This is a genomic window from Hyphomonas sp. UBA4505 (assembly GCF_002388685.1).
Taxonomy (GTDB): domain Bacteria; phylum Pseudomonadota; class Alphaproteobacteria; order Caulobacterales; family Hyphomonadaceae; genus Hyphomonas.
In genome coordinates this window covers 834,916-857,783 of the sequence record NZ_DGMZ01000012.1, presented here as the reverse complement: position 1 = coordinate 857,783, position 22,868 = coordinate 834,916, and the positions used below count along the sequence as shown (strand labels likewise).

The following is a 22,868-nucleotide window of genomic DNA, read 5'->3' as shown; positions in this document are numbered from 1 at the left end:
TTAGAACCGTAGGGGAATGAAATGAAGTCATTGCAGATCGCCGCGACAGGAATGGCCGCTCAACAGATGCGCGTCGAAGTCATTTCGAACAATATCGCCAATATGAGCACGGCGGCCTATCGCCCGCGCACCGCCGAGTTCTCGGACCTTATGTACCAGCAACACCTGACGCCAGGCACGATCACGTCGCAGGTTGGTACCGTCGTTCCGGCGGGTATCCAGCTGGGTACCGGCGTAAAGCCTTCATCGGTGTCCATGGAAATCACTCAGGGAAGCCTCCGCCAAACGGGCGCTGAGCTTGACCTTGCGATTGACGGAACGGGCTTTCTTGAGATCACGCTGCCGTCTGGAGAGTCTGCCTATACGCGGGATGGCAAGCTGAACCGAAGCGCCGAGGGTGAGATCGTCACAATGGATGGATTCCCGCTGGCAGATGGCTTGGTCATTCCGGAGAATGCGCGAAGCGTTGCCATCAGCCGAGATGGCGAGGTGGTGGCCTATTTCGACGATGGATCTGACGGTCAGGCCATTGGGAACATCTCGCTTGTCCGCTTCATCAACGAAAAAGGCCTCGAGGCCATGGGCGACAACATGTTCCGAGAAACCGAAGCCTCCGGTCCGGCTAACCAACTCGTGCCGGGGACTGAGGGGATGGGGCTTCTTCGCCAGGGCTTCCTCGAGGAATCCAGCGTCGACGTGGTTCAGGAAATTTCGGAATTGATCGAAGCCCAGCGAGGCTATGAGCTTAACTCAAAGGTTATTACCGCAGCCGACGAGATGTTGGCTGCCACAACACGAGTGAGGTAACAGAATGATACCAGCTATTGCTTTGGGATTAGGGCTGGCGGCGCAAATGCTTGGTGGCTCGTCGCTCGTGGTCAAGGAAGTTATTCGCGCCGGCGACACGGTTACGGCCGCCAACATATCGACGGAGACGGGTGCTTTGGTCGACACCGATAACCCTCTGCTCGGCCGAGAAGTTCGCCGCACGGTGTATGTCGGGCAAGAATTGTCGATGGATGATACGCGCCCCGCGCGCCTTGTGCGCCGCAACCAACTCGTGACGGTAAAATTCGTCAGCGGAGCATTGGAAATCACGACGACTGGCCGAGCGATGGGGGAGGCGACTGAAGATGAAGCAGTCGCGATCCTGAATTTGAATTCGAAGAAGATCGTAAACGGTATTGTTCAGAAAGACGGATGGGTGCTTGTGCAATGAAACACTATCTTACATTCACCGCAGCATTCCTTGGCCTCACAGCCTGCGGCTCTGTGCCTTCGGCAGATGCAACATTCGACATGACTGCACCTGCGACCACCATGCCGGCGGTGATGCAGCAGGCCTATGTTGAGCCCGAAGGTACAAGCGATGCGTCGCTTTGGACTACCGCTCCTAATGCTCTGCTCAGCATGCGCCGAGCAAAGGCTATCGGCGACCTGCTGACTGTCGTTGTTGAGATGGACGATCAGGCAAGCCTGCAAAGCTCTCTGTCCCGGAATCGCAATAGCAGTGCTGACGTGAATGTCGATGCGCTGTTCGGTTTGCCGGAGTGGGCAAACGGTGTGCTGCCTGGCGGGGCGTCATTGTCACCTGGCGTCGACTATAATCGTGGCTCGTCAATGGACGGAAGTGGTGCGATGAATCGGGCCGAGAAGATCGCCTTTACGCTTGCGGCACGCGTAGTTGCGATGGAGCCGAATGGCAACCTGGTCATTCAGGGCTACCAGCAAACGCGCGTAAGCAACGAGGTTCGCATGCTGACGGTAAGCGGCGTAATTCGATCACAAGATATCACCCGGACCAATACGGTAACCTATGAGAAGATCGCAGATGCGCAGATTTCATACCTCAACAGCGGTGATGCGACATCGGTTCCGCAACAGCGGATTGGCCAGAAAATTATCGACAAGGTCGTACCGTTCTAGGATCCTGAAATGAAGCAAATCGTTCCTTCTATTGTAGCCTTGCTCGCAATTTCTGCTGGCGGTGGCGGTGCCTATTTTCTGAAGTCCGGTTCCTCGCCTTCGCCGGTGCCAGCGGCTGAGCACGAGAGTGATGGCCAGGAGAGTGATGAACACGCGGCGCCCAAGAAGGAAAAAAAGGCCAAGAAGGAAAAAGACTCCCACGGAAAAAGTGACAAGCACGGCGCTGCTGACAGTGGCGAAGTGACATATTACAAGTTCACGCGGGAGTTCGTCGTCCCCATGATTGAGGATGATCGGGTGCAAAGCCTTGTGATCCTGAACCTCAACCTCGAAGTCGACACAAGTATTTCGCAAGAGTTGTTTTCCAAAGAGCCCGTCCTGCGCGACAACATCATGACCACTTTGGTGAAACTGAGTAGTGGGGGGCGGACGCTTAACTCTATCACCGATGTCGACAATTATGAGACGTTGCGCGCCATGATCCTTACGAACCTCCAGAACGAGATTCCGAACGGCATTCATAACGTGCTGATACTGGATATGGCCCGTCAGGATCTGTGATCTGCCATTTGCCTGACATAGCTAGGATCTGCGGGCTTTTTTAGTTAGCTCATAGCCCCGGAATATTTGTTCACGCTCGTCAGGTCGGCTGATAGATGAGATGAGGTTCCGAAGCGGAGCCCGCCATTCTCGGTTGAGACATCGGTGATGGTGGTAATGACCTGAGGCGCTCCCAATCCGATGTATTCTTCACCTCGGTAATAGTCGATGTTGAACTCGAAAATCTCATCGTTCGTAATGGTGTCACCGGAATTGGTCTGACCATTCCATGTGTGGACTCCGTCTTCCATGTCCAGCTTTTCAGACCAGACAAGCTCTCCCTCCGAGTCCCGCACGGTCAGGTATGCGTCGTCAGCGTCGGTAGGCGTGTTGGCCAGATAGCGGATTTCGGAGCCTGTGTATGGCACCCATGATGACTCAACCGTTACGGTCTCGCCCAGCCATTCACTGGCGAACATTGTGTGGAGTTCTCCGATCAATGACGAAATTCCACCCAGCGCAGAGTTTGTTTGAACCTGCTGTTCAAGCGAGGAAAACGTCGCGAGCTGGTCAACAAACTGTGTCGAATCCATTGGGGAGAGTGGGTCTTGATTCTGAACCTGTGCAGTGAGCAGTTTGATGAAGTTATTGAACTCCTCACCAAATTGTTGGGTAGCTGCCGAAGAGGCAGTCGTCTGCGTTTGCGCGGCGGTGGTCGATTCGATCGTGCTCATGAATTCGAACTCCTATACCCGTATATCCAGGCCGTTGGTGACGGTGCTGGAGGGGGTGGCTTGTTGAAGGGGGGATGCAGCGACGGCCAAACTATCTGGGTCGCTGTCCAGGGCGTCGGCGTCAGTGTTCGACCAGCTTTGAGCCGGGTTCTGATCAGAGGGTTGCTCGCGAAAGGTCATATCCTGGCTAGACAAGCCGTGCTCGTCGAGGACCGAGACCAGGTCCGGGTGAAAGGCCCGTATTCGGCGAATCGCTTCGGCTGAATCTGCCGTGACCAGCACGTGTTGCAAGCCTTGCGAGTCAAACTTGAATTCAAGAGAGACCCGTCCGAGTTCTGGCGGATCGAGCTGAATTCGCACGCGGTTCGACTGCGTGTCTGATGACAATTCCCGAGAAATGATGCTCGGAATATCGGCGGGTACAGCAACATAATTCGCTTGAGGTTGCGCGGGGGCGACTACGGCTTGCATCGAGGGGGTGGAGATCGTCGGCGTCGTGCTCGTTACGGCTGACAGGCCCAATGTAGATGGTTGCCCGGTGTCAGATGCCGGGCTGGCAAACTCTGTTGCCATTCCGGTTGCAAATCCTTGGACCGGCTCCATAGACCCTGAGGTATTGAGTGATCCTGGCAGAGGGGCAGGTGATTTCCGGTCTTGCGGCGTGCCGTCCTGAGCGGTGTCGCCAGATGGAGCGGGCTGTGGAGTTCCAGCGGTGTTGAAGGCGGTCTTCTGGGGGGCGGGGGAGGGCTCCAACTCGGATTCGCCAGCCGCGTCAGCTAGCGCACCCATCTCAGTGGCTTTCGGAACAATAGCCGATTCGATCAGAGCATCCGATTCGATCACCGCATCCGGTTCGATGTCAGAGGCCTCTCGAGGCTCGGCTGGGGGTGCCTGAAACTGGAGCGGGTCATCAACGGCGACCGTTGCTGGCAAGTCCTCAATGGACGCATCGGCGCGTTCAGGTTCGGCGTCTGCTAGACCCGGCACAGTAGTGGTTTTGGTGTCTGCAAGATCCGGATCAACCATGGTCTTGGCGTCGGGTGCGCGCGGCTCGGACGAAGCCGACGCCTCTATTATTTCCGCGGCATGCGGGACCGGAATAGTCACGTCAGAATCTGTGCCTTTGACAGTGTCCGGATCGACATTTGATGTGACCAGTGGCGCTGAAACTTCCGGGGCTTCCTCAAGTTTTGCGAAGTCGGTTGCCTCAAGGTCGGCTGGATCAAGCTCTACATCTATGACGTTTTCAGATTCCAGATTCAGAAAGGCGATCGGCGACGCATTTGCGGTATCAGTGTTTACGCTCGCCATCATGACCTGATCTGGCGCTTCACCTTCAATAGTATCTTGTTCTGCTAAATGCTTCTGAAAAGCCTTGCCTAGTTCTCCATCCGCTAACGGAGATGCATTTGGCGCACCGCCAGATGAATCGACTGCGGACATTCCATCGAAGCTCAGAAAAGGCGTCATAGGTTAATCCAGATTAGGTTTCTCTTAACCCTGTTTGGCCCAACACTGGTAAAATAAGTTTTAAGCAAACGCGGTTCATTTCGCTGCCGCCAGACGTGAGGAGTGAGAGGTATGACAGATATTTCAGGCGCAGGCATGGGAACAGCGCCTCTGTCTGGCACCTCGCCCGCCGGAAACGGCGCAGGCAAGACTGCCATCGAAGAAATCGGTGTGAGGTTCGAACAACTGCTCTGGTCTGAAATGCTGAGTCACACTGGACTCGAAGAGGCCTTCACCCAGTCAGGAGGGGAGGCGGCTTCGGCGTTTTCGCGAATGATCATTGAGGCAATTGCCGAAGATCTCGCCGAAAAGCACCCCTTGGGGCTGAACGCGACCGGCATACCAGCCTCAAGCGAGGGCAACGAACAAATAGGAATTGTTATCGATGACTGACGCCGCGCGCGCCCAACAAATCATGTCTCAGGTCGAAAGCGTCCTGTCAGCCGAGAAGCATCTTCTGCTCTCAGGCCAGGTTCACCGTGTCGTGGAATTGTCTGAAGAGAAGGTCCAGGCCATGACGGCTTTCGAGTCCTTGCTTCAAGAAGCCGGTCAGATGCTGCGAGCGGAAACCATTCAGGCTCGGCTCAGGGGTATTGTACAGGCAGCAAGTGAGAACTCCATTCACTTCCGCGCCGTTCAAAATGGCCTTCAGAACATGGTAACTAGGCTCGGCCGCGTGTCTCAGGACTCCTATGTGGGAGCTTATCAGTCCAATGGATTGCAAACGCCATTTTCAAACGCCACCGGGAATTATCTTAAGAAGGCATGACGGTTAACTGATTGTACACGGGTCCTGTATACTCAGTGACGGCGAACCAAGATGGGTTGCGGGAATTCCCGACGTCAGGACGACGTGAGATCGAACCTAGGCAGCGACATAGCCGCTCGCCTGACGAACATGGGGTACATTCAAAATGTCCAGTATTCTGACTAACAATAGTGCGATGGTTGCGCTGCAGACCCTGCGCAACATCAACAGCAATCTCGAATCTGTCCAGTCGGAGATTTCGACCGGCAAAAAAGTTGCCAATGCGAAAGATAACGCCGCGATTTGGGCGATTTCGACAACCATGTCCACAGATGTTGAAAGCTTCAAGCAGATATCTGACTCTCTGAACCTTGGTTCGTCTACGGTCGGTGTGGCACGTCAGGCTGCCGAGCAGGTCACCAGCCTTGTTCAGGATGTCAAAAGTCTTGTTGTTTCCGCTCAGGAAGAAAACGTTGACCGGACGAAAATCCAGACCGACATTGATGCGAAGGTCGCTCAGATAACTACGATTGTCGGCGCAGCCCAATTCAACGGCCTGAACCTTATTAATGGTTCCAGCACCGCTGACGTGCAGATTCTTGCATCGCTTGACCGCTCGTCCGGCGGCACTGTCAGCGCATCATATATTGACGTTGAACGCCTGGACCTGTCGATTTCCAATACCGCTACGGCCGCAACGTTCGGTTCCACAGCTGTAGCCAACACTACGATCATCAATAACGACAGCGTGAACGCCGGGACGGCTGACACGCTGGCGGATGGGGCCAACCAGGACATCACGATTGCCAGTGTTGCCGATGGGTATTCCTACCGCATTGTGCTTGATGATTCTGCTACAGCCAACAGCATCGGCCAGCGCACCTTTGAATACGTTGCCAACGCCAATGACAGCACGGCATCTGTTGCTGCCAATCTCGCTAATCAGGTCTCTACGTTCCTGGATGCGACTGGCGATAGCAACTATACGGTTTCCCGCGATGGCGCCGTTATCAACCTTGCTAACGGGTCAGGCGGTACTCTGACTGTGACGGCAGCTTCTGCAACGGGCGGTACTGCAGGGACAACGACAGGCGGCCTTGGTAATCTTGCCACGATTGACGTGTCTACTTCTGCTGGCGCTACTTCTGCCTTGACTGCCGTTGAGTCCATGCTGAGCACGGCAATCGATGCCGCAGCTGCTTTCGGTTCGTCCCAGACCCGGATTGCTGACCAATCCGAGTTCGTTGCAACCCTGACCGACACCATGACCTCCGGTATCGGTGGTCTGACGGACTCCGACATCGAAGCTGCTTCGGCGAAACTGCAAGCCCTGCAGGTTCAGCAACAGCTCGGCGTCCAGGCGCTGTCCATCGCGAACTCTGCACCGCAGTCTCTGCTGTCGCTGTTCAGATAATTCTAACCGGCCCGGGCGCCTAGTGGCGCCCGGGTCACCCGTTTTGAATAAGAGTGAGAGCGTATGCAACAACTGGCTTACAAAGCGTATGGTGAAGTAACAAGCCGGACCGCGAACAGCGGACAGATTGAATACGCAATCTTTGAAGAAGTTACACAGGCCTTGAAGGCCGTCGATGCGCAGGAAATACCGCAGCCTACTGTATGGGCGGAGGCTATCGACCGGAACCTGAAGCTTTGGCAGATTTTGTCCATAGACCTGATGAGTGACGCGAACGAGCTCGAGCCCACTCTCAAGAAAAATCTGATCGCGCTTGCCGAATCTGTGCGCCGGATCAGCTATCATGTGTTCTCCCGCGAAGCGGAAATTTCCGAACTGGTCGAGATCAATGAAATCATTATGCAAGGCCTTGCAGGCCATGTTCCAAATCCAGCAATCATGGCAGCCAAATAGTGTCCGGACTAGTCCTCAAACTGGCCGCAGGCGAACGTTTTGTCGTAAACGGAGCAATGCTTGAAAATGGCGACAAACCGTCGACAGTGCGCGTTGTGGATGACAATGCCCGTATTCTCCGGTGCCGCGATGCCCTTAAGCCACAGGATGTCGATACGCCTACAAAGCGTGTCTACTACGCAATTCAGCTCATCATAACCGGCGATCTACAAGAAGATGACGTTCTTCCAGCCATTCTTGACGAGTGTGAGCGCCTGGAGGACGTATTTGAATCCATCGATCGCAAACTGCTGAGCGTTTTGCGCTCCATGCTAGATCGCGGAAACTTCTATTCGGCACTTTGCCACCTGCGCAACATCATTGCGATCGAAGCTGAACTCCTAAAAGTCGCTAGTTTGAAAACACAGTTTACTGAGCAGGCACAGGTCGCCTGACATGGTCTATCAGCCGGTCATCCCGATCACAGGATATGGCGGGTGGAAATTCCTGGAATCCACCTTTGACAAGCAGTTTGAAGGTTTCACAGATTCCGCCAGTGTTCGGAATGATCGTGAATATTTTCAGGAGAAGATGTCGTCTCCGGTCGCGATAGAAGACTTTCTTTCTGATCGGCGCCTGCTGCGTATCTCATTGACATCTTTTGATCTAGGCGGGGAAGAGTGGAAAGTCGGCTTCCTCCGTCACATGATGGAAGAGCAGGCCGATCCTGACAGTAGCTTTCTCAAGCGCCTTAACAGTCCGGCCTATACTGCATTTGCCACCACATTTACGGTCACCGATGGCAAAATCTCCCTGTCACAGGATACAATCGCGTCGCTTGCGGATGACTTTGAGCGCGCAGCCTTTCGTTCGGCTGTCGGCAATGTCGACAATAATATGAAGCTCAGCCTGAACTATGAGGCCAAGGTCGGGGATCTTGTCCGCGAGGGGTCCAGCGATGAGGCAAATCTCTACCGCCTTTTGGGAGACGTTCCGACCCGGACTGTCTTGGAAACGGCGCTGAACTTGCCCACTTCTTGGCAGCAGTTGGACGTCGACCAGCAGGCAGATATTCTGAAAGAGCGCGTATTGAGCGTGTTTTCTATCAGTAAGATTACGGACTTGGCCAATGAGGACGTCATGGACAAGGTACTCCAGCGCTTTCACACGATGGACTCGATCGCCAATGGTCAGTCCTCGCTTTCTTCCGGATCTGTGGCTTTGACGCTGCTCAACAACGCGGCGGGCTTCGGATCGACCGCCAGCCAGAACCTGTTTCTCAGCATCGTGTCGAGCTAGGATTTTTCGGCGGCCTCAACAGGGTCCAACAAGCCCTGAAGGTGCTGGAAGGCTTGTGGAATATGTCCGGTATTCGGCTCTGAAACGAAATTGTCCAGCTGCGGGAAGCGTTCGATGGATCGATCTCCGGCTGCGTCATGTCCTCGCTCATACAGATTGGCGCGCAGCATCGGCGCGATTTCTTCATAGAGTGCAATCGTCCGTCGGTAATCCTTGATGATTCTGTTTTCATCTGGTTTGGCCGCATCTGGTAGACATCTCGAGACACTGCGCAAAACATCAATAGCGGGATACCGTCCGCGTTCGGATATCTCCCGCGACAGGATGATATGACCATCCAGAACCCCACGGACCATGTCTGCTACGGGCTCTTCCATATCCGATCCAGCCACCAGGACGGAAAAGATTGCGGTAATATCGCCTTGGCCTTGCGCACCAGGGCCGGTCCGTTCCGCGACTTCGGCAATGGCGCGTACGGTTGACGGTGGAAAGGCGTTGAGGGCGGGAGTCTCTCCAGCTGAGAGAGATACTTCACGATGTGCTTCGGCAAAACGTGTGATGGAATCAAACAGGAAAAGGACCTGGTGCCCCTCATCCCGAAAATGTTCCGCAGTCGCGATCGCGCAGAGCGCGGCGCGTTTCTTGGCTCCAGGTGGGTCATTGGCAGTCGCAGCTACAATGACCGTTCGAGACAGGACGTCTTTGGGCAGAGTCTTGTGGACGAACTCATTCACTTCCCGGCTGCGTTCGCCGATCAAGGCAATGACGACGCGGTCCGCTTTCACGCCAGCAGCGAGCGAACCAAGGAAGGTAGATTTACCGACACCAGACCCGGCAAACAGGCCCATTCTCTGACCCTGACAGATCGGTAGGATCGTGTCAGTGATCATCCACCCGGTGGAAAGGCGCTGGCCTAGGCTTTTGCGGGTTGTGTTCGCCGGGGGAGATGCTCTCAGCGGGCGGCGAGTGGTGTTGGCGGCTGGTGCTATAGCGCTCTCGCCGGAAATCGTGCCTCGGTAGTCCACGATCTTGCCGAGCCAATGATCACCGGGCTCGACATAGGCTTCCTGTTCCAACACAGCTCGATCGCCAATTAGGATCGCATCAGATTCACCGTAAAGCATTGCTTTCACATGACCGCCGGAGACGGCGAGCACTTCTCCGAACACCTCACCCTGACGCGTGCGAACCCGAATTTCATTTCCCAGACGGGCGAACTGGCTGATCCCGCCAATCAGAATCAGTCCCGGTGATACCTCCGTGACGGTTCCCCAGATTCGGTACAGGCGATCAGGAAAATTGGGGGTCGGATGCAACAAGTAAACAGATCTCGCCTATTCGTTAACTCTTTCTTCAAATTACCCCGGCAATTCTTCCAAAGTATTAACTAGGAGCGATTCTGTGGCGATTCTCAATCTGGATGTCCTGAATGTTTACAGCGCCATGGCGCGCCATGCTGCTGAGAGTCAGAAAGTATCGGCGACAAATATCGCCCATGCCAACGATCCTGATTACAAGGCGCAACACGTCGAAGCCTTTCAGGACTTTCTCGCGCGAGCTGCATCAAGCGGAGCCGTCGATGCCGGCGACCCAGCTTTCAAGACGTTCGAGACGGATTTCGCAAACTCGCCGAACGGGAACTCTGTAAACCTCGAGCTCGAAATGTTCCGCGCAACCGACGCGCAGGGTCAGCACGAAATGGCGGTCTCAGTCTACACAAAGTCGCTTGACCTCCTTCGCACAGCCATTGGTCGGAAAGGGTAATTCATGGACTCACTCAAAGCCACGATGATGCAGGCTGTTTCCGGTATGCAGCTCCAGTCGAAACGAATCGATATCTCGTCCCAGAATGTTTCGAATGCCGACACGCCCGGTTACCGCCGCAAGATTCTGTCCGTCGAGCAGGCACCGACTGCTGCGGACGCCTTCATTGCGACACGCATCGAGCTCGATCAAACCGAAGGCGAGCGCAGTTATGATCCCGCCAGTCCGCTGGCGGATGCAGAAGGATATGTGACAGCGTCCAACGTGTCGCTGGTCACTGAAATGGCTGATATGCGCGAAGCGAATCGCGGATACGAGGCCAACCTGAACTCGTTCCGGCAGGCGCGAAGCATGTACCAGTCACTTCTCGATATTCTCAGGCGTTAAAGGGGGGCAGAATGTCCAATGTAAGCTTCAGTGCATACGCAGCGCTCGGTTCGATCAAGCCGGCCCAGGTTTCTGACAAACCAGCAACAAACCCGGCTGAAAAGTCGGGGGTGGCAGAGGGGTTCTCGACCTTCAAGGCTGCTCTGCAGGAGGCTGAGCAGACAGCCATGCAGACCGCTGTGTCCGGCGCGGATCCCCATGCCATGGTCGAAGCGCTAGCTCAGGCCGAGTTGGTCCTTGATGCCGCCGTGACTGTTCGGGACAAGGTCGTTGAAGCCTATCAGGAATTGCTTCGGATGCCGGTCTGATCAGGGCGGCCACACATGACCGAACTCGCCATCTTTGAAGTGTTGCGCGGTGCGCTCTGGGCGGCGGCCATGATGGCGCTGCCCATTCTTGCTGTCACGCTGGTGCTTGGGTTTGTAATAGGCTTGCTACAGGCGCTCACCTCCATTCAGGAAATGACGCTTACCTTCGTGCCAAAGATTTTGGCCGTCGTCGTCGTGTTCTTCCTGTCGCTTGGGTACATGACGCGCATTTGCCTTGATTTCTTTAATAATACCGTTCTCCCCATGATTTCGAATTAGGGCCGCCATGCCGACCTCACGCTTCTTCGATTTGTCAAAGCCGACCGCCATCCTCGCGATCGGCTTGATGGCGATTATTCTCATCATGGTATTGCCCGTCCCGGCTTGGGTTATGGACATCGGTCTCACGGCGTCCTTCGCGTTTGCCATTCTGATTTTCACGACCAGTATCTTCATCGAAAAGCCCCTGGACTTTTCGTCATTCCCGAGCGTGCTTCTGGCATCGCTGATGCTGCGCTTGGCGCTGAACGTATCCTCGACCAAACTGATCATCAGCCAGGGCCATACGGGTACCGACGCTGCCGGCAACGTCATCGAAGGCTTCGCCATGTTCATCATGGGCGGAAACCTGTTTGTGGGTCTGGTTGTGTTCGCGGTGCTGGTCATTGTGAACTTCATGGTCATCACCAAAGGCGCCGGCCGAATGGCGGAGGTTGGTGCGCGGTTTGCTTTGGACGCGATGCCGGGCAAACAGATGGCCATTGATGCCGATTTGGCTGTCGGCGCTATCAGTCATGAAGAGGCGCGCAACCGTCGTCAGAAGGAGCAGGAAGAAGCTTCCTTCCTGGGTTCCCTGGACGGTGCGTCAAAATTCGTGAAGGGCGATGCGATCGCTGGCTTGCTCATCACCGCCTTGAACCTCGTTGCGGGCGTCGGCTTTGGCCTTGCCGCACACGGGCTCAGCTTCACTCAGGCGCTGAACAATTACTCCATTTTGACCGTAGGGGACGGTCTCGTCTCCCAAATCCCTTCCGTTATCGTATCAGTGTCGGCGGCAATGCTTCTGGCGAAAGGCCGTGAGGACGGTGCAATCGATCTGGCGCTCGGCGCGCAACTGGGCGCGAATGCCACATCCCTGATGATCGTGTCGGGGATTCTCGCAATTTTCGCGCTGTTTCCGGGTCTGCCGTTTCTTCCTTTCATGCTGGCTGCAGCGGCGTTCGCGGCGGCATCTTTCTATATTCGCCGGCGGGAGCGCGACCTAGCCGCGAAAGCGGAAGCTGGCGAAATTGAAGAGCCGAAAACCAGCCTCGTCATTGGTGACTCTATTCACTCCGACGAGATCCACCTGGAGGTTGCCCCAGATCTGGTGGGCATGGTGCTGCAGGGGGCAGGTGGCTTTGAAAGTCGAATCGACAAGATTCGAAGGTATATTGCAGAAGAATATGGCTTCGTTCTGCCGTCCATCAGGATGACGGACAACCCAACGCTCGGGAAGAACGAATACCGCATTCGAATTCAAGGTGTGCGGGTAGATACAGGTCTTGTGCGCCCGGGCTCGCTGTTGGCGTTGATGGAAGATGGGCAACTGCCACACCTACAGGGTGAGAAGGTCAAAGAACCCGTTTACAAGGCAGCCGCCCGCTGGTTGCCAAGTACAAAGAAGCAAGAGCTGTCTGCTGCTGGTATCCCAGCGGTCGAGCCGACGGAAGTTCTCGCGACTCACATGCTTGAAGTCATTCAGGCAAACTTCACACTCGTCTTTACACGCATGGTTATGCTGGACACGCTGGATGCCTTGACTCATATCAGCGACAGCGAACGTGCTGCGTCCAACAGGCGGTTCCTTGATGAATACATTCCCGGGAAGGTTAGTCCTGAACTTCTGCTATCAGTGCTGCGCCTGCTGCTCGAGGAGCGCGTGTCGATTCGTAATCTGTTCCTGATTGTTGAAACAATTGCCGAGGTCAAAGCCCAGTCAAGCGCGCCGTCGCGCATTGTGGAACTCGTTCGCCAGCGGCTCGGATTCCAGATTGTCGATCGCCTTCAGGACGGTCAAGGCCGCCTTCCGCTGCTCCAGCTCTCCACCAATTGGGAACAAAAGTTCAACGAGCACGAAATCTCCCGCGAGGATGGCGGATCGGATATTGCCCTGCCTCCAGAAATGTTTGGAGAACTGACGACAGCGGTGCAGGCCAAGTTGAACGAAATGGCTCAGAAAGGTGTTGTTGCCTCCGTGGCAACCTCGTCCCGTCGGAGACGTTTCCTGCAAACTGTTCTGGCGAGCAAGGGCGTGCGCAACTCCGTTCTGGCGTATGAGGAAATCGGTTCCAAGAGCAAGCCGTACATCGTCGGCGTCGTCTGATGCTGGAAGGACTTCCAATCGGGCCACAACTTTCGGCCTGGATTATCCTTTTCATGCTGATCGTCGCCAGGTTGACCTTTGTCGTATTCCTGATGCCGGGGATTGGCGACCAGACCGTGCCGATGCGTGTGCGCATGTCGCTGTTACTGGGCGTGGCCACCCTGTTTGCCATGTCCGGCATCGTCACGGCACCTGTTGATATCTCAATTGCGAACTTTGTCGGTCTCCTGGGGGCGGAAACCATAATCGGGCTGGGCTTGGGTGTATTGCTGCGCACATCCATCTGGATTCTGAACATGGCCGGATCACTGATCGCCCAAACGATCGGGCTTTCGCAAATGCTCGGCATTGCGCTGGATGCTGAGGCGCAGACGGTGGTCTCGAACATGTTGGCCATGGCGGGTGCCGTCCTACTCTTGTCGGCAGACTACCATGTCAGCGTATTTGTTAGACTCGCTGAAATATACATCGAAATTCCGGTTGGGGGGCTCACGCAGTTCGATCAGTCCTTTGTCATTGAGGGCATGTTCAACGCCATAAAGTTTGCCGTGCTGATCGCTTGGCCCTTTGTGGCGATCAACCTGCTCTACAACATCTCGCTCGGCTTTATTAATAAGGCGCTGCCATCGCTGATGGTGGCATTTGTGGGCGCCCCCTTTATGATCGGAGCGGGGTTTGTGCTTCTGGCCATTTCGGTGTCAACTATTCTGATAGTCTGGATGGATCGGGTCTCCGGTTCGATCGGCTGGTGGTGAGGTAGGCAATGGCCGAGGATCAATCAGGTGGTGGCGAGAAGGAGTTCGAGGCCACCGAACAAAAGCGACGTGAGGCGCGTCGCGAAGGGAATGTCGCCCAGTCCAAGGAAGCCAATACGTTTGCCCTGTTCGCTGGCGTTATCATCGCTGCCATCATGTTCAGTGCCGTTGTGGCGGGGGCCATGTTCAGCGAATTTTCCGCATTGATGTATCACGCTGACAGCTATGCGGCGGACGTTTTCAACGACGGTGGCGGAGCAACGAAAGCTTGGCTGGCGCGCACATTGGTCAAGGTGATACCCTTGTTTGCGATCATGGCGGCCCTTGTACTCGCCACGCTGGTTATCCAGCAATCGATTGCCTTCTCGGCGAAGAAGATCAAACCCGAGTTCAACAAGATTTCGCCAACCGAAAACCTGAAGAAGAAGTACGGCACAAAGGGTCTGCTGGACTTCCTGAAGGATATGGCAAAAATGTTCTTTGCTGGCGGGCTCGCGGCTGTGTTCCTGTATGGGTTTGCACAGCATTACTATGCGAGTAGTGCGGTGGAGCTCAGCGATTTCTTCAATTTCACCTTTGGCCAGGTGCTGACGCTGTTCCTTATCTTCGGTGTGTTTCAGTTCGTCCTCGCTGCGATTGACCTGCCGCTGCAGCGGCAGCTGCATTCCAACAAGCTCAAGATGAGCAGAGAGGACATTAAAAAGGAGCAGAAGCAAAGCGAAGGCGATCCTCAGCTCAAGCAGAAGCGGCGCGAGAAGGCGTCCAGCATGAGTCGGAACCAGATGATGCAGAATGTCAAAACAGCGACCGTCGTCATGGTCAACCCGGAACACTATGCCGTGGCCTTGAAATGGGATCCGGAGGGGGGCCGTGCACCCGTCTGTGTCGCCAAGGGTGTCGACCATCTGGCTGCCAAGATTCGCGAAACTGCCACGGCCAATGATATCCCAATCTACCGGGATCCACCGTCAACTCGGTCCATCTACCGGTTGGTAGATATTGATGAGGAAATCCATCCTGACCATTTCGCAGCCGTTGCAGCTGCAATCAGTTTCGTCGATCGCATTCGCAAGCAGACCGGGGGCGCCCAATGACAGGTTCTCGCCCGAAATTGCTCAAGCTCGTCGCGCTGAAGCGACAGAAAGCGGAGCAATCTCTTGCAATTGTACAAACCGAGCTGCGCGATCTTGGGAAGCAACTGGATGCATTGCAGGAGGAGTTCGCCAGTGCTGACCAGGCGGGCGGAGATGTGCACGCGATGATGCTTTCAAGCCGATACGGTCATTCCAGACGGGTTCTGCATGATATGGATCGCAAGCGGTCGGAAATTGCGGACGCGCAACAAAGGTTCAACGCTGCGCGAGAGGAGCTCAAACGGATACTGAATTCCGAAGACCAGCTTATTCAGATGGGTGCGGGATCATGAAGTCGATCATGCTGGCGTGCAAATCAAGCAGCGTTGGAGGCCAGATCGTCTGACTGAACACGATTACGGCCATTGCTCTTGGCCAGGTACAATCGCTGGTCAGCCTGCTCAATCAGGCCGCTAACGGTCAAACCCGGCTGGTGCTGGGCAATGCCGAACGAGGCCGTGATGGCGCCGATGGGTGTCTTGGTTCCCTTCAGGACGAGCTTCCTTTCAGACATCTGTTCACGGATGCGATCAATCAACCGGGTGGCCTGTTGCAGGCCTGTTGCAGGTAAGATAATTGCGAACTCTTCGCCCCCATAGCGCGCTACGAGATCCTTGCCCTTGATGTTGTTGGTGACGATTGAAGCAAAAATCTTCAGAATTTCGTCTCCTACCCGGTGACCGAAATTGTCGTTCACGCGTTTGAAATGATCAAGGTCTGCCATTGCCAGACAGAGGCTCGAACCCTGTTTGTTTGCCGCCTCAACTTCAGCGGCGAGGCGTAGGTCGAAGGCGCGTCGATTGTAGATGGAGGTGAGCGGGTCGCGCATGCTTTCATTGCGAACCGCCTCGAGCTCATGTTGCAGGCGTTCGATCTGCTTCATTGAGGCCATTAGACCATCGCTGAGGCGACGACTCTGATCGGTCATCCGACGACTTTCCGACATCAGGCGCGCAACGGCAGAGGAGAGAGCAGCTGACGAGCTTGAATCAGACAGGCCGCGTTCAATCTGCGTCAACGCAACTTCGAACTGGTCGCTGTTTTCCATACTGGTACCCACAAGGTCCAGGATGCTTGAGAGTTGCTGTTCAACTTCCCGTCCGATGTTCTCGCGTTTGGCGTGATCGTCGGTAGGGCGCAAATGCATGTTGTAGACTTCGTCGATTTCATATTGGCAAAGCGCGCCCCGCTCCAGCATTTCGTCGACCGCAACCACAACCTTGTTGTCGGACTTTGCTGCATACGCATACATCAGCGCGAATGTGTTGGGGAATGGCGGCGTGCCATGTTCTGCAATCAACTGGCTGGCAGTATCAGCATGCTCATACACCTTGGCAAAGGCTTGCTGGTCCTCAGGACACACAAATACTGGCGTCTTGGATTCGCTCATCTGAACCCGTCCCCATCGGCAATTCATTTAACGTCGAAGTTTACCTTGCGTATGCGACCTTCAAATATCGTTAAATGTGAACTTTTATTTCGCGGTTTTGCGCGAACTATGAACCAGATTTATCTCCAGCTTTCGGCTGTTGTGTTGAGATTGCAGTAGAAGTCGGATGCTTGTTCACTTGGACGCATGCTGGCATTGTTGCGACGGACTTCACCATCTTCTGAAGTGGTGCTGTGCGATGTTTCCGCTCACATATGAAACTCCGTCTGGCGATCCCGGCGCGATTCGAACGCACGACCTACAGATTAGGAATCTGTTGCTCTATCCTGCTGAGCTACGGGACCGCTTGAGTAGGGTCGGCTATACGGGAATAACCGGAAGGATTGAAGTCGCCAATTGGCGGCTCTACGCTGCGACGCTGAGGATGGGCGAGTGGTATGGCGCGATTGAAGGTGGGGTTGGTGGTCTGCATGACCCTTGTTGCGTGCGGTGCGCCGGGTCCGCTGGACAGTCTGGAGCCGGGAGAGCGCGGCCGGGTTGTGCGCGTTGTTGATGGTGACACGATCGTACTCGATACCGGGCAAAGCGTGCGGCTAGTCGGGATCGAGGCGCCTTCGGGAGGTTACCGGGATCGCGCACCACAACCTTATCATACCGAGTCCAAGCGCATGATGGAAGACATGGTGCTCGGCCGGGAAGTCCAGCTCCACTATGGGGGCCTGACGCGTGACCGCTACGACCGGGCACTGGCTCATGCCCAGACTGTTGACGCGCTTGGGCCGACGTTCTGGCTTAACGCCGAGATGGTGAAGAGGGGCGGGGCCCGCGTGCGTGTTTACCCGGACACTGCGGCGGCAAATGCGCCCTTGCTGAAGTTTGAGCGTGATGCGCGTCGCGAGGAGATCGGCCTGTGGCGTGCTGTGGAATACCGCATTCCCTATGCCAGCGATTTACCGAAGGCCTATGAAGGCTTCCAGCTCGTGCGCGGACAGGTATCCGGTATGCGGGGAGCTGAAGGGTTTGGTGCAGTCTGTGACTTGTCGCTGCAGAACTCGGCACTCCGGCTGCAGATCCAGACGGCCGCGGCATCTTTGTGCCAGGAGGCGCTGGGGCTGGGTGTATTGGCGCGCGGCTATGTGCGAGGGGACGAGATGGAAATATCCCACCCGCTCAATTTTGAATTGGTGGAAGCTCCAACCAATTAGGTGCCGGGCAGCAGGCCGGATTCGTCCGGGTCTCCCACAATACGTTCGAGCGCGCGACGCAGTTTGCCAAGTGCCTGATGTTCGATCTGCCGTACACGTTCTTTGGAGATTCCAAGTTCGTGGCCTAGCGTTTCCAGCGTGACGGAGTCTTCGCACAGGCGTCGCTGCATGATGATGTGCGTCTCACGGGGGTTAAGTGCTTTCAGCGCATTGGCGATCCACTCCTTCCGGCGTGTCGAGTCGCGCGATTCCATCACCTGTTGCTCCGGAATCGGCGCGGCATCAGGCAGCAAGTCTTGCCATTCACCGTCGCCATCAACGGCCATGGGTGCGTTCAGGGATCGGTCAGACGCAGATAGGCGCGACGCCATGTTTTCGACATCCCGTTCCGGCACGCCGAGATGTTCGGCGATCCAGGTTCGGTTTTCCTTGGTCATCACACCGTCGCCAGTATCATCGATTCGGGCGCGCAGGCGACGCAAGTTGAAGAAGAGAGATTTCTGTGAAGAGGTCGTACCTGTTCGTACGATAGACCAGTTGCGAAGCACAAAATCCTGAATGGAAGAACGAATCCACCAGCTCGCATAGGTTGAGAAGCGCACCTTGCGATCGGGCTCAAAGCGGGCCGCGGCCATCATCAGGCCGACATTCCCTTCGGAGACGAGGTCCGGCATGGGAAGGCCGTAATGGCGGAATTTCGAGGCCATTGCGATGACAAGGCGGAGATAGGCGCGAGTTAACTCATGAAGTGCGCGTTCATCTTCTTCCTCGCGCCAGCGCCGGGCCAGTTCCAGTTCATGCTCGGCTTCCAGCATGGGGGTCTTCATGGCCTTCTTGACGTATGATCGATCCGCCGGGCCATTGGAGCTATAGGCGTTTGCCATGACGGGTCATCTCCTTCTGCGAGGTGGCTTGTTGCCAAACTAACACAGTCTCTACGGGCAAGAGCGCGCGCTGGATCAGATTCGTTCCCGATTTTAATCACTTTATGGAGAGCGCGATCACCGACGCAGCGTGGGCTTGACCTGTAGGTGGCATCGACCTTACGGTTTTCGGAACATTGGGCGAACAAAATTGAAGGACTCATGACGGATCTGGCAGATCTTGGTGTTCCGAACACGCGGGCGGGCGAAATCGTCCGAGGAACCCGGCGCTTGCTCGGCGGGCTCGGCTTTTTTGGCGTGACGGAAATGAGCCTAGCCAACAATCGCCGAGCGGACATCGCGGTGATTGGCCTGTCCGGTGAGATATGGATCGTAGAGGTGAAATCCTCAATTGCCGATTTCCGCGCGGATTCTAAATGGCCGGAATATTTGCCTTATTGCGACCAACTCTATTTCGCGGTCGCCAACGATTTTCCGCACGATCTGATCCCGGATGAAACCGGCTTGATCGTGGCCGACGCATTTGGCGGGGCGGTAGTTCGGGCGGCGCCAGAAGACAAATTGTCGGCAGCTCGGCGCAAGGCCGTCACCCTGCGACTGGCACGTCTGGCGGCCATGCGATTGACCCAGTCGGCAGATACTGGCTGGACGGCGGCACCGGGCTTGCTTACCTGACCCTCATGAGTCATGCCTTTCCCATTGCGACACGTGTAGAAGACGCCCTGAAGCCGGGCGTGAAGGTGGCGCGTACACGCGCAGAGGCCGAAGCCTTGGTGCCAGAGCACAAGATCGACTCGCTCGCGACCGATTGGATAGATGTCACCGAAGAAGAGGCCGAGGCCTACTTGTCATCGCATGCAGGTGAAAATGGCCCACACGGGCATCTCCAAAAATACGAAGACAATGAGGGCAACCCTGTCCTGGCTGTGACCTGGTGGAGGCTGGACGATCAGGCGGGGATCATGCCTTTGCCAAAGGCATCCAAGAAAAAACCGGCGGCTGAACAGCCGCCGGTGGAAGATCATACCGATGATCTCTATTTCCGGTCTGGCCGGACCAAACCACGCCGTAAACGCTACATTGATCCTCGCCAGATGGACCTATTCAAGACCAGTTAGATCAGATTCTTTACTGCCTCGGCCACCTTGTCTGCGGTGATGCCGAAGTGTTCATACAGTTTCTGGTAAGGCGCGCTCGCTCCAAAACCGTCCATGCCGACAAAGGCACCTTTAGGTCCAAGCCAGCGGTCCCAGCCAAAGCGCACGCCGGCTTCAACAGCCACTTTTGGCAGGTCACCCCCGAGTGTGTCGCGCTGGTATTTCTCGTCCTGCTCGGCAAACAATTCCATGCATGGCATCGACACAACGCGGACATGGATCTTCTCTTTGGCAAGGTCGGCCTGGGCCTGAAGGGCGATCTCCACTTCCGAACCGGTCGCGATCAGCACGGCAGATTCGCGCGACTTCACACCTGATGGCGAGATCACATAGCCACCGAGCGCGCTGAGGTTTTCGTCCGTATGCTCCTTGCGCGACGGGGCCAAGCCTTGCCGGGTCAGTGCCATTGTGGCGGGGCCTTCGGCATTGCTGAGCGCCACTTCCCAGCATTCGGCCGTTTCAACGCCATCTGCAGGGCGAAAGACCCGCATATTCGGCATAGCGCGGAGCGAGGCGACTTGCTCAACCGGCTGGTGGGTCGGGCCGTCTTCGCCAAGACCAATGGAATCATGGGTCATGACATGTACCACGCGTGCGCCCATCAGGGCGCCGAGGCGGATCGCGGCGCGGCTATAGTCTGCAAAAACCAGGAATGTGCCGGAGTAGGGGATGATGCCGCCATGCAACGCCATACCGTTCATCGCCGCAGCCATACCGTGTTCGCGAACACCATAATGGACATAACGACCGGCCCAGTCAGACGGTGTCATTGCCGTGGTTGAAGAGGTCCGAGTATTGTTGGACCCCGTCAAGTCAGCTGAACCACCAACCGTTTCGGGCACGAGATTGGTGATGACTTCCAGTGCCGCGCCGCTCCATTGACGGGTGGCTTTCTTCTCGCCGCCTTCAACCACAGCCTTCTTGTGTTTGATGATCGCCTTTGAGAGATTTTTCGGCAGGCGACCGGCCATGGCCGCATTGAACTCACCCTTGTGCGGGGAGGCCATCTGACGCTCTTTCCAGGCCTTGCGAGCCTCAACGCCACGCTCGCCGACTTTCTTCCAGGCTTTTTCGATGGCGTCTGGAATTTCGAATGGCGCGTGAGGCCAGCCGATGTTCTTACGGATACCGGCGATCTCGTCGGGGCCGTAAGGACCGCCATGAGCCTTGCCGGTACCGGCCAGCTTCGGCGCGCCATACCCGATGATGGTCTTGATCGCGAGGAAAACAGGCTGCTTCTGTTTCTGGGCCCATTTCAGGGCCGCCTCGACGTCTTTCTCGTCATGGCCGTCCACTTTGCGGGTGATCCAGCCGGAGGCTTCAAGCCGTGCGCACTGGTCGGTGGAATCTGCGACATCGATGTTGCCGTCGATGGTGACCGAATTGTCGTCCCAGAGGACGATCAGGCGGTCGAGCTTCATGTGGCCCGCGAGCGTGATCGCTTCCTGGCTGACGCCTTCCATCAGGCAGCCATCGCCAACAATCACATACGTCTTGTGGTCAACGAGGTCGTCGCCGAAGCGCGCATTCAGATGGCGCTCTGCCATCGCCATGCCGACGGCGGTGGCGATGCCCTGGCCAAGCGGGCCTGTGGTCGTCTCAACGCCTTTGGTGACGAAGTTTTCCGGGTGGCCCGGCGTATTGGCGCCCAGCTGACGGAAATTGCGGATGTCGTCCCGGCTGACAGATTTGTACCCAGTGAGGTGCAACAGCGAATAGATCAACATCGAGCCGTGGCCCGCCGACAGAATGAACCGGTCTCGGTCCGGCCAGTCAGGCTGGGTAGGGTCAAATTTCAGGAATTTCCGGAACAGTACGGTTGCAGCATCTGCCATGCCGAGCGGCAGGCCAACATGACCTGATTTGGCCGCCTCGACGGCGTCCATGGATAGGGCGCGGACGGCATTAGCCATGTCGCGGTTCGTGACAGCCATTCTGCTGGTCTCCTTTGGTTTGCGGAAGTCGTAGGCCAGACTAAGGCCGTTGCGTCAAGTCGCTTGGCGGATTGGGATAATACCGTTACTTCATTGTGTATATGAGTGAAATCGATCCTGCCATCCGCCAGCTCGACGAGGCGTTGTCACGACTGGAAGGCGCGCTCGACAGTCTGATGGCCCGCGCCGGCAATCCGGACGTGATCAAAGCTGAGCTTGCCGCTCTCGTTTCTGACCGTTCTGACCTTGCCCAGCAGCTTGATGCGTCGCTGGCGCGTGAGCAGCAATTGCAGGCGCTTGCCGACGAGGCGAGCGAAGCACTTGGCTCAGCCATTGAAGAAGTCCGCGCGGCGATCGGCCGGGAAGGGCAGCAGGATGGCTAAAGCGGATATCCAGTTGCGCGGCCGGTCCTATTCCATTGCCTGCGCGCCCGGACAGGAAAGCCGTATCGAGGCCCTGTCGAAACAACTCGACGCGCGAGTTACCCAGATCGCAGGCGCGGTGGGTGATATTGGCGATGAGCGCCTTCTGCTGATCACGGCGCTGGCCTTGCTGGACGAACTGGATTCAGCGCGCCGCTCAGCGCCCGGCAGCGCCACCAGCGAAGCCAGGGCCGCCGAAGCCCTGGTCAAGGCAGCAAGCCGGATTACGTCTCTGGCGGAACGCATGGAAAGCGGCAGCTGATCCCCGCGACGCTTTGCGCGTGGCAAACCGTCTGTCGCGCTCTATGCTCTCACCTTCATGCTGATTGAAAGGCTGCCTCATGCAAACCATTCTGATGACAGGCTTCTACATCGCGCTTGCGGCGCTGGTAATCGTGCTGGGGCTCGGCATCGCCAATCTGGCGCGGACCGATGACAATCAGGCAAGCCGTTCCAACAAGCTTATGCGCCTGCGGGTTCTGGTACAGGCTATCGTGATCGCGCTGCTCGTCGGTCTCGGCATGGTGGTTGGTGCCATCAAGATAGGATTCTGAGGGTAGCA

30 protein-coding genes and 1 tRNA gene are annotated in these 22,868 nt (G+C 56.2%); 24 read left to right on the top strand and 7 right to left on the bottom strand.

Features of this window, described 5'->3' with window-relative positions:
- The first annotated feature begins 21 nt into the window (after positions 1–21).
- From flgG to B3527_RS13250, 4 genes are read left to right on the top strand one after another with little or no spacing between them, the layout of a single operon-like run.
- On the top strand, positions 22–807 hold the full coding sequence (gene flgG, locus B3527_RS13265; RefSeq protein WP_034814657.1) for a flagellar basal-body rod protein FlgG: 786 nt from the start codon (positions 22–24) through the stop codon (positions 805–807).
- Positions 808–811: 4 nt separating this feature from the next.
- Positions 812–1,219 carry a flagellar basal body P-ring formation chaperone FlgA gene (gene flgA / locus B3527_RS13260; protein ID WP_051607784.1) on the top strand — a complete coding sequence of 136 codons (408 nt, stop codon included), beginning with the start codon at positions 812–814 and terminating at the stop codon, positions 1,217–1,219.
- Positions 1,216–1,926 carry a flagellar basal body L-ring protein FlgH gene (locus B3527_RS13255; RefSeq protein ID WP_034814660.1) on the top strand — a complete coding sequence of 237 codons (711 nt, stop codon included), beginning with the start codon at positions 1,216–1,218 and terminating at the stop codon, positions 1,924–1,926. The genes flgA and B3527_RS13255 overlap by 4 nt, the downstream gene beginning before the upstream one ends.
- 9 nt (positions 1,927–1,935) lie before the next feature.
- On the top strand, positions 1,936–2,487 hold the full coding sequence (locus tag B3527_RS13250; RefSeq protein ID WP_290480180.1) for a flagellar basal body-associated FliL family protein: 552 nt from the start codon (positions 1,936–1,938) through the stop codon (positions 2,485–2,487).
- 44 nt (positions 2,488–2,531) lie between these two features.
- Here the strand turns inward: B3527_RS13250 and B3527_RS13245 are convergent, their stop codons facing one another.
- Together B3527_RS13245 and B3527_RS13240 are read right to left on the bottom strand one after the other, a co-directional pair.
- The gene (locus tag B3527_RS13245; RefSeq protein ID WP_290480179.1) at positions 2,532–3,200 is read right to left on the bottom strand and encodes a flagellar hook assembly protein FlgD; all 669 of its coding nucleotides are present in this window, start codon (positions 3,198–3,200) and stop codon (positions 2,532–2,534) included.
- A 12-nt stretch (positions 3,201–3,212) separates the two neighbouring features.
- Positions 3,213–4,670, bottom strand: a complete 1,458-nt coding sequence (locus tag B3527_RS13240; RefSeq protein ID WP_290488694.1) for a flagellar hook-length control protein FliK — start codon at positions 4,668–4,670, stop codon at positions 3,213–3,215.
- Between the two features lie 111 nt (positions 4,671–4,781).
- On the opposite strand from B3527_RS13240, the gene B3527_RS13235 reads away from it, so the two are divergent.
- The 6 genes from B3527_RS13235 (at position 4,782) to B3527_RS13210 (ending at position 8,602) form a co-directional block, all read left to right on the top strand.
- Positions 4,782–5,102 carry a hypothetical protein gene (locus B3527_RS13235; RefSeq protein WP_290480177.1) on the top strand — a complete coding sequence of 107 codons (321 nt, stop codon included), beginning with the start codon at positions 4,782–4,784 and terminating at the stop codon, positions 5,100–5,102.
- Complete coding sequence (locus tag B3527_RS13230; RefSeq protein ID WP_290480176.1) at positions 5,095–5,478, top strand: hypothetical protein; 384 nt, start codon at positions 5,095–5,097, stop codon at positions 5,476–5,478. Before B3527_RS13235 ends, B3527_RS13230 begins: the two co-directional genes overlap by 8 nt.
- A 145-nt stretch (positions 5,479–5,623) precedes the next feature.
- Positions 5,624–6,871: a flagellin gene (locus B3527_RS13225; RefSeq protein WP_290480175.1), complete on the top strand. Its 1,248-nt coding sequence runs from the start codon at positions 5,624–5,626 to the stop codon at positions 6,869–6,871.
- Positions 6,872–6,934: 63 nt separating this feature from the next.
- A complete protein-coding gene (locus tag B3527_RS13220) occupies positions 6,935–7,324 on the top strand; it encodes a flagellar biosynthesis regulator FlaF (protein ID WP_290480174.1) in 390 nt (129 codons plus the stop codon).
- Positions 7,324–7,758, top strand: coding sequence for a flagellar biosynthesis repressor FlbT (locus tag B3527_RS13215; RefSeq protein ID WP_290480173.1), 435 nt, complete (start codon positions 7,324–7,326; stop codon positions 7,756–7,758). The genes B3527_RS13220 and B3527_RS13215 overlap by 1 nt, the downstream gene beginning before the upstream one ends.
- 1 nt (position 7,759) lies before the next feature.
- Positions 7,760–8,602 carry a DUF1217 domain-containing protein gene (locus B3527_RS13210; protein WP_290480172.1) on the top strand — a complete coding sequence of 281 codons (843 nt, stop codon included), beginning with the start codon at positions 7,760–7,762 and terminating at the stop codon, positions 8,600–8,602.
- Here the strand turns inward: B3527_RS13210 and B3527_RS13205 are convergent.
- A complete protein-coding gene (locus B3527_RS13205) occupies positions 8,599–9,921 on the bottom strand; it encodes a FliI/YscN family ATPase (protein ID WP_290480171.1) in 1,323 nt (440 codons plus the stop codon). The two genes, B3527_RS13210 and B3527_RS13205, sit on opposite strands and share 4 nt — an antisense overlap.
- Positions 9,922–10,003: 82 nt before the next feature.
- Between B3527_RS13205 and B3527_RS13200 the strand changes: the two genes are divergently transcribed.
- From B3527_RS13200 to B3527_RS13165, 8 genes are read left to right on the top strand one after another with little or no spacing between them, the layout of a single operon-like run.
- On the top strand, positions 10,004–10,366 hold the full coding sequence (locus tag B3527_RS13200) for a flagellar biosynthesis protein FlgB (RefSeq protein ID WP_242517420.1): 363 nt from the start codon (positions 10,004–10,006) through the stop codon (positions 10,364–10,366).
- 3 nt (positions 10,367–10,369) lie between these two features.
- Entirely contained in the window at positions 10,370–10,753 is a 384-nt protein-coding gene (locus B3527_RS13195) for a flagellar basal body rod C-terminal domain-containing protein (RefSeq protein WP_206991596.1), read from the top strand.
- Between the two features lie 11 nt (positions 10,754–10,764).
- On the top strand, positions 10,765–11,061 hold the full coding sequence (locus tag B3527_RS13190) for a flagellar hook-basal body complex protein FliE (RefSeq protein ID WP_206991595.1): 297 nt from the start codon (positions 10,765–10,767) through the stop codon (positions 11,059–11,061).
- A 15-nt stretch (positions 11,062–11,076) separates the two neighbouring features.
- Positions 11,077–11,340, top strand: a complete 264-nt coding sequence (locus B3527_RS13185; protein ID WP_034814684.1) for a flagellar biosynthetic protein FliQ — start codon at positions 11,077–11,079, stop codon at positions 11,338–11,340.
- A gap of 7 nt (positions 11,341–11,347) precedes the next feature.
- On the top strand, positions 11,348–13,426 hold the full coding sequence (locus B3527_RS13180; protein WP_290480170.1) for a flagellar biosynthesis protein FlhA: 2,079 nt from the start codon (positions 11,348–11,350) through the stop codon (positions 13,424–13,426).
- A 53-nt stretch (positions 13,427–13,479) separates the two neighbouring features.
- The gene (locus tag B3527_RS13175) at positions 13,480–14,181 is read left to right on the top strand and encodes a flagellar biosynthetic protein FliR (protein WP_290480169.1); all 702 of its coding nucleotides are present in this window, start codon (positions 13,480–13,482) and stop codon (positions 14,179–14,181) included.
- An 8-nt stretch (positions 14,182–14,189) separates the two neighbouring features.
- Positions 14,190–15,275 carry an EscU/YscU/HrcU family type III secretion system export apparatus switch protein gene (locus tag B3527_RS13170; protein WP_206991593.1) on the top strand — a complete coding sequence of 362 codons (1,086 nt, stop codon included), beginning with the start codon at positions 14,190–14,192 and terminating at the stop codon, positions 15,273–15,275.
- On the top strand, positions 15,272–15,607 hold the full coding sequence (locus B3527_RS13165) for a hypothetical protein (RefSeq protein WP_206991592.1): 336 nt from the start codon (positions 15,272–15,274) through the stop codon (positions 15,605–15,607). Before B3527_RS13170 ends, B3527_RS13165 begins: the two co-directional genes overlap by 4 nt.
- A gap of 23 nt (positions 15,608–15,630) precedes the next feature.
- Here B3527_RS13165 and B3527_RS13160 read toward each other — a convergent pair whose 3' ends face one another.
- Both B3527_RS13160 and B3527_RS13155 read right to left on the bottom strand, forming a co-directional pair.
- The gene (locus B3527_RS13160) at positions 15,631–16,704 is read right to left on the bottom strand and encodes a GGDEF domain-containing protein (protein ID WP_206991591.1); all 1,074 of its coding nucleotides are present in this window, start codon (positions 16,702–16,704) and stop codon (positions 15,631–15,633) included.
- A 267-nt stretch (positions 16,705–16,971) separates the two neighbouring features.
- Positions 16,972–17,048 (bottom strand) — tRNA-Arg (locus tag B3527_RS13155).
- A gap of 93 nt (positions 17,049–17,141) precedes the next feature.
- Between B3527_RS13155 and B3527_RS13150 the strand changes: the two genes are divergently transcribed.
- Positions 17,142–17,909, top strand: a complete 768-nt coding sequence (locus B3527_RS13150; protein ID WP_290480168.1) for a thermonuclease family protein — start codon at positions 17,142–17,144, stop codon at positions 17,907–17,909.
- Here B3527_RS13150 and B3527_RS13145 read toward each other — a convergent pair.
- Entirely contained in the window at positions 17,906–18,793 is an 888-nt protein-coding gene (locus B3527_RS13145) for an RNA polymerase factor sigma-32 (RefSeq protein WP_034814695.1), read from the bottom strand. The genes B3527_RS13150 and B3527_RS13145 overlap by 4 nt on opposite strands.
- 201 nt (positions 18,794–18,994) lie before the next feature.
- On the opposite strand from B3527_RS13145, the gene B3527_RS13140 reads away from it, so the two are divergent.
- Both B3527_RS13140 and B3527_RS13135 read left to right on the top strand, forming a co-directional pair.
- Positions 18,995–19,468, top strand: coding sequence for an MmcB family DNA repair protein (locus tag B3527_RS13140; protein ID WP_290480167.1), 474 nt, complete (start codon positions 18,995–18,997; stop codon positions 19,466–19,468).
- A gap of 5 nt (positions 19,469–19,473) precedes the next feature.
- Positions 19,474–19,911 carry a hypothetical protein gene (locus B3527_RS13135; RefSeq protein ID WP_290480166.1) on the top strand — a complete coding sequence of 146 codons (438 nt, stop codon included), beginning with the start codon at positions 19,474–19,476 and terminating at the stop codon, positions 19,909–19,911.
- On the opposite strand, the gene tkt is transcribed toward B3527_RS13135, so the two are convergent.
- The gene (gene tkt / locus B3527_RS13130; protein ID WP_290480165.1) at positions 19,908–21,884 is read right to left on the bottom strand and encodes a transketolase; all 1,977 of its coding nucleotides are present in this window, start codon (positions 21,882–21,884) and stop codon (positions 19,908–19,910) included. The two genes, B3527_RS13135 and tkt, sit on opposite strands and share 4 nt — an antisense overlap.
- Positions 21,885–21,985: 101 nt before the next feature.
- Between tkt and B3527_RS13125 the strand changes: the two genes are divergently transcribed.
- From B3527_RS13125 to B3527_RS13115, 3 genes are all read left to right on the top strand, one after another.
- Positions 21,986–22,267 (top strand): DUF4164 family protein, encoded by a 282-nt coding sequence (locus B3527_RS13125; RefSeq protein ID WP_034814705.1) that lies wholly within the window; start codon positions 21,986–21,988, stop codon positions 22,265–22,267.
- On the top strand, positions 22,260–22,568 hold the full coding sequence (locus B3527_RS13120; RefSeq protein WP_034814708.1) for a cell division protein ZapA: 309 nt from the start codon (positions 22,260–22,262) through the stop codon (positions 22,566–22,568). Before B3527_RS13125 ends, B3527_RS13120 begins: the two co-directional genes overlap by 8 nt.
- A gap of 79 nt (positions 22,569–22,647) precedes the next feature.
- Positions 22,648–22,860, top strand: a complete 213-nt coding sequence (locus tag B3527_RS13115; RefSeq protein WP_034814710.1) for a twin transmembrane helix small protein — start codon at positions 22,648–22,650, stop codon at positions 22,858–22,860.
- The last annotated feature ends 8 nt before the right edge of the window (positions 22,861–22,868 follow it).

Excerpts from the sequence above, each read along its gene's own strand:
- flgG (WP_034814657.1), top strand. The coding sequence starts at position 22 with ATGAAGTCATTGCAGATCGCCGCGACAGGAATGGCCGCTCAACAGATG.
- flgA (WP_051607784.1), top strand. The coding sequence starts at position 812 with ATGATACCAGCTATTGCTTTGGGATTAGGGCTGGCGGCGCAAATGCTT.
- B3527_RS13255 (WP_034814660.1), top strand. The coding sequence starts at position 1,216 with ATGAAACACTATCTTACATTCACCGCAGCATTCCTTGGCCTCACAGCC.
- B3527_RS13250 (WP_290480180.1), top strand. The coding sequence starts at position 1,936 with ATGAAGCAAATCGTTCCTTCTATTGTAGCCTTGCTCGCAATTTCTGCT.
- B3527_RS13245 (WP_290480179.1), bottom strand. The coding sequence starts at position 3,200 with ATGAGCACGATCGAATCGACCACCGCCGCGCAAACGCAGACGACTGCC.
- B3527_RS13240 (WP_290488694.1), bottom strand. The coding sequence starts at position 4,670 with ATGACGCCTTTTCTGAGCTTCGATGGAATGTCCGCAGTCGATTCATCT.
- B3527_RS13235 (WP_290480177.1), top strand. The coding sequence starts at position 4,782 with ATGACAGATATTTCAGGCGCAGGCATGGGAACAGCGCCTCTGTCTGGC.
- B3527_RS13230 (WP_290480176.1), top strand. The coding sequence starts at position 5,095 with ATGACTGACGCCGCGCGCGCCCAACAAATCATGTCTCAGGTCGAAAGC.
- B3527_RS13225 (WP_290480175.1), top strand. The coding sequence starts at position 5,624 with ATGTCCAGTATTCTGACTAACAATAGTGCGATGGTTGCGCTGCAGACC.
- B3527_RS13220 (WP_290480174.1), top strand. The coding sequence starts at position 6,935 with ATGCAACAACTGGCTTACAAAGCGTATGGTGAAGTAACAAGCCGGACC.
- B3527_RS13210 (WP_290480172.1), top strand. The coding sequence starts at position 7,760 with ATGGTCTATCAGCCGGTCATCCCGATCACAGGATATGGCGGGTGGAAA.
- B3527_RS13195 (WP_206991596.1), top strand. The coding sequence starts at position 10,370 with ATGGACTCACTCAAAGCCACGATGATGCAGGCTGTTTCCGGTATGCAG.
- B3527_RS13190 (WP_206991595.1), top strand. The coding sequence starts at position 10,765 with ATGTCCAATGTAAGCTTCAGTGCATACGCAGCGCTCGGTTCGATCAAG.
- B3527_RS13185 (WP_034814684.1), top strand. The coding sequence starts at position 11,077 with ATGACCGAACTCGCCATCTTTGAAGTGTTGCGCGGTGCGCTCTGGGCG.
- B3527_RS13180 (WP_290480170.1), top strand. The coding sequence starts at position 11,348 with ATGCCGACCTCACGCTTCTTCGATTTGTCAAAGCCGACCGCCATCCTC.
- B3527_RS13175 (WP_290480169.1), top strand. The coding sequence starts at position 13,480 with ATGCTGATCGTCGCCAGGTTGACCTTTGTCGTATTCCTGATGCCGGGG.
- B3527_RS13170 (WP_206991593.1), top strand. The coding sequence starts at position 14,190 with ATGGCCGAGGATCAATCAGGTGGTGGCGAGAAGGAGTTCGAGGCCACC.
- B3527_RS13165 (WP_206991592.1), top strand. The coding sequence starts at position 15,272 with ATGACAGGTTCTCGCCCGAAATTGCTCAAGCTCGTCGCGCTGAAGCGA.
- B3527_RS13160 (WP_206991591.1), bottom strand. The coding sequence starts at position 16,704 with ATGAGCGAATCCAAGACGCCAGTATTTGTGTGTCCTGAGGACCAGCAA.
- B3527_RS13150 (WP_290480168.1), top strand. The coding sequence starts at position 17,142 with ATGGCGCGATTGAAGGTGGGGTTGGTGGTCTGCATGACCCTTGTTGCG.
- B3527_RS13145 (WP_034814695.1), bottom strand. The coding sequence starts at position 18,793 with ATGGCAAACGCCTATAGCTCCAATGGCCCGGCGGATCGATCATACGTC.
- B3527_RS13140 (WP_290480167.1), top strand. The coding sequence starts at position 18,995 with ATGACGGATCTGGCAGATCTTGGTGTTCCGAACACGCGGGCGGGCGAA.
- B3527_RS13135 (WP_290480166.1), top strand. The coding sequence starts at position 19,474 with ATGAGTCATGCCTTTCCCATTGCGACACGTGTAGAAGACGCCCTGAAG.
- tkt (WP_290480165.1), bottom strand. The coding sequence starts at position 21,884 with ATGGCTGTCACGAACCGCGACATGGCTAATGCCGTCCGCGCCCTATCC.
- B3527_RS13125 (WP_034814705.1), top strand. The coding sequence starts at position 21,986 with ATGAGTGAAATCGATCCTGCCATCCGCCAGCTCGACGAGGCGTTGTCA.
- B3527_RS13120 (WP_034814708.1), top strand. The coding sequence starts at position 22,260 with ATGGCTAAAGCGGATATCCAGTTGCGCGGCCGGTCCTATTCCATTGCC.
- B3527_RS13115 (WP_034814710.1), top strand. The coding sequence starts at position 22,648 with ATGCAAACCATTCTGATGACAGGCTTCTACATCGCGCTTGCGGCGCTG.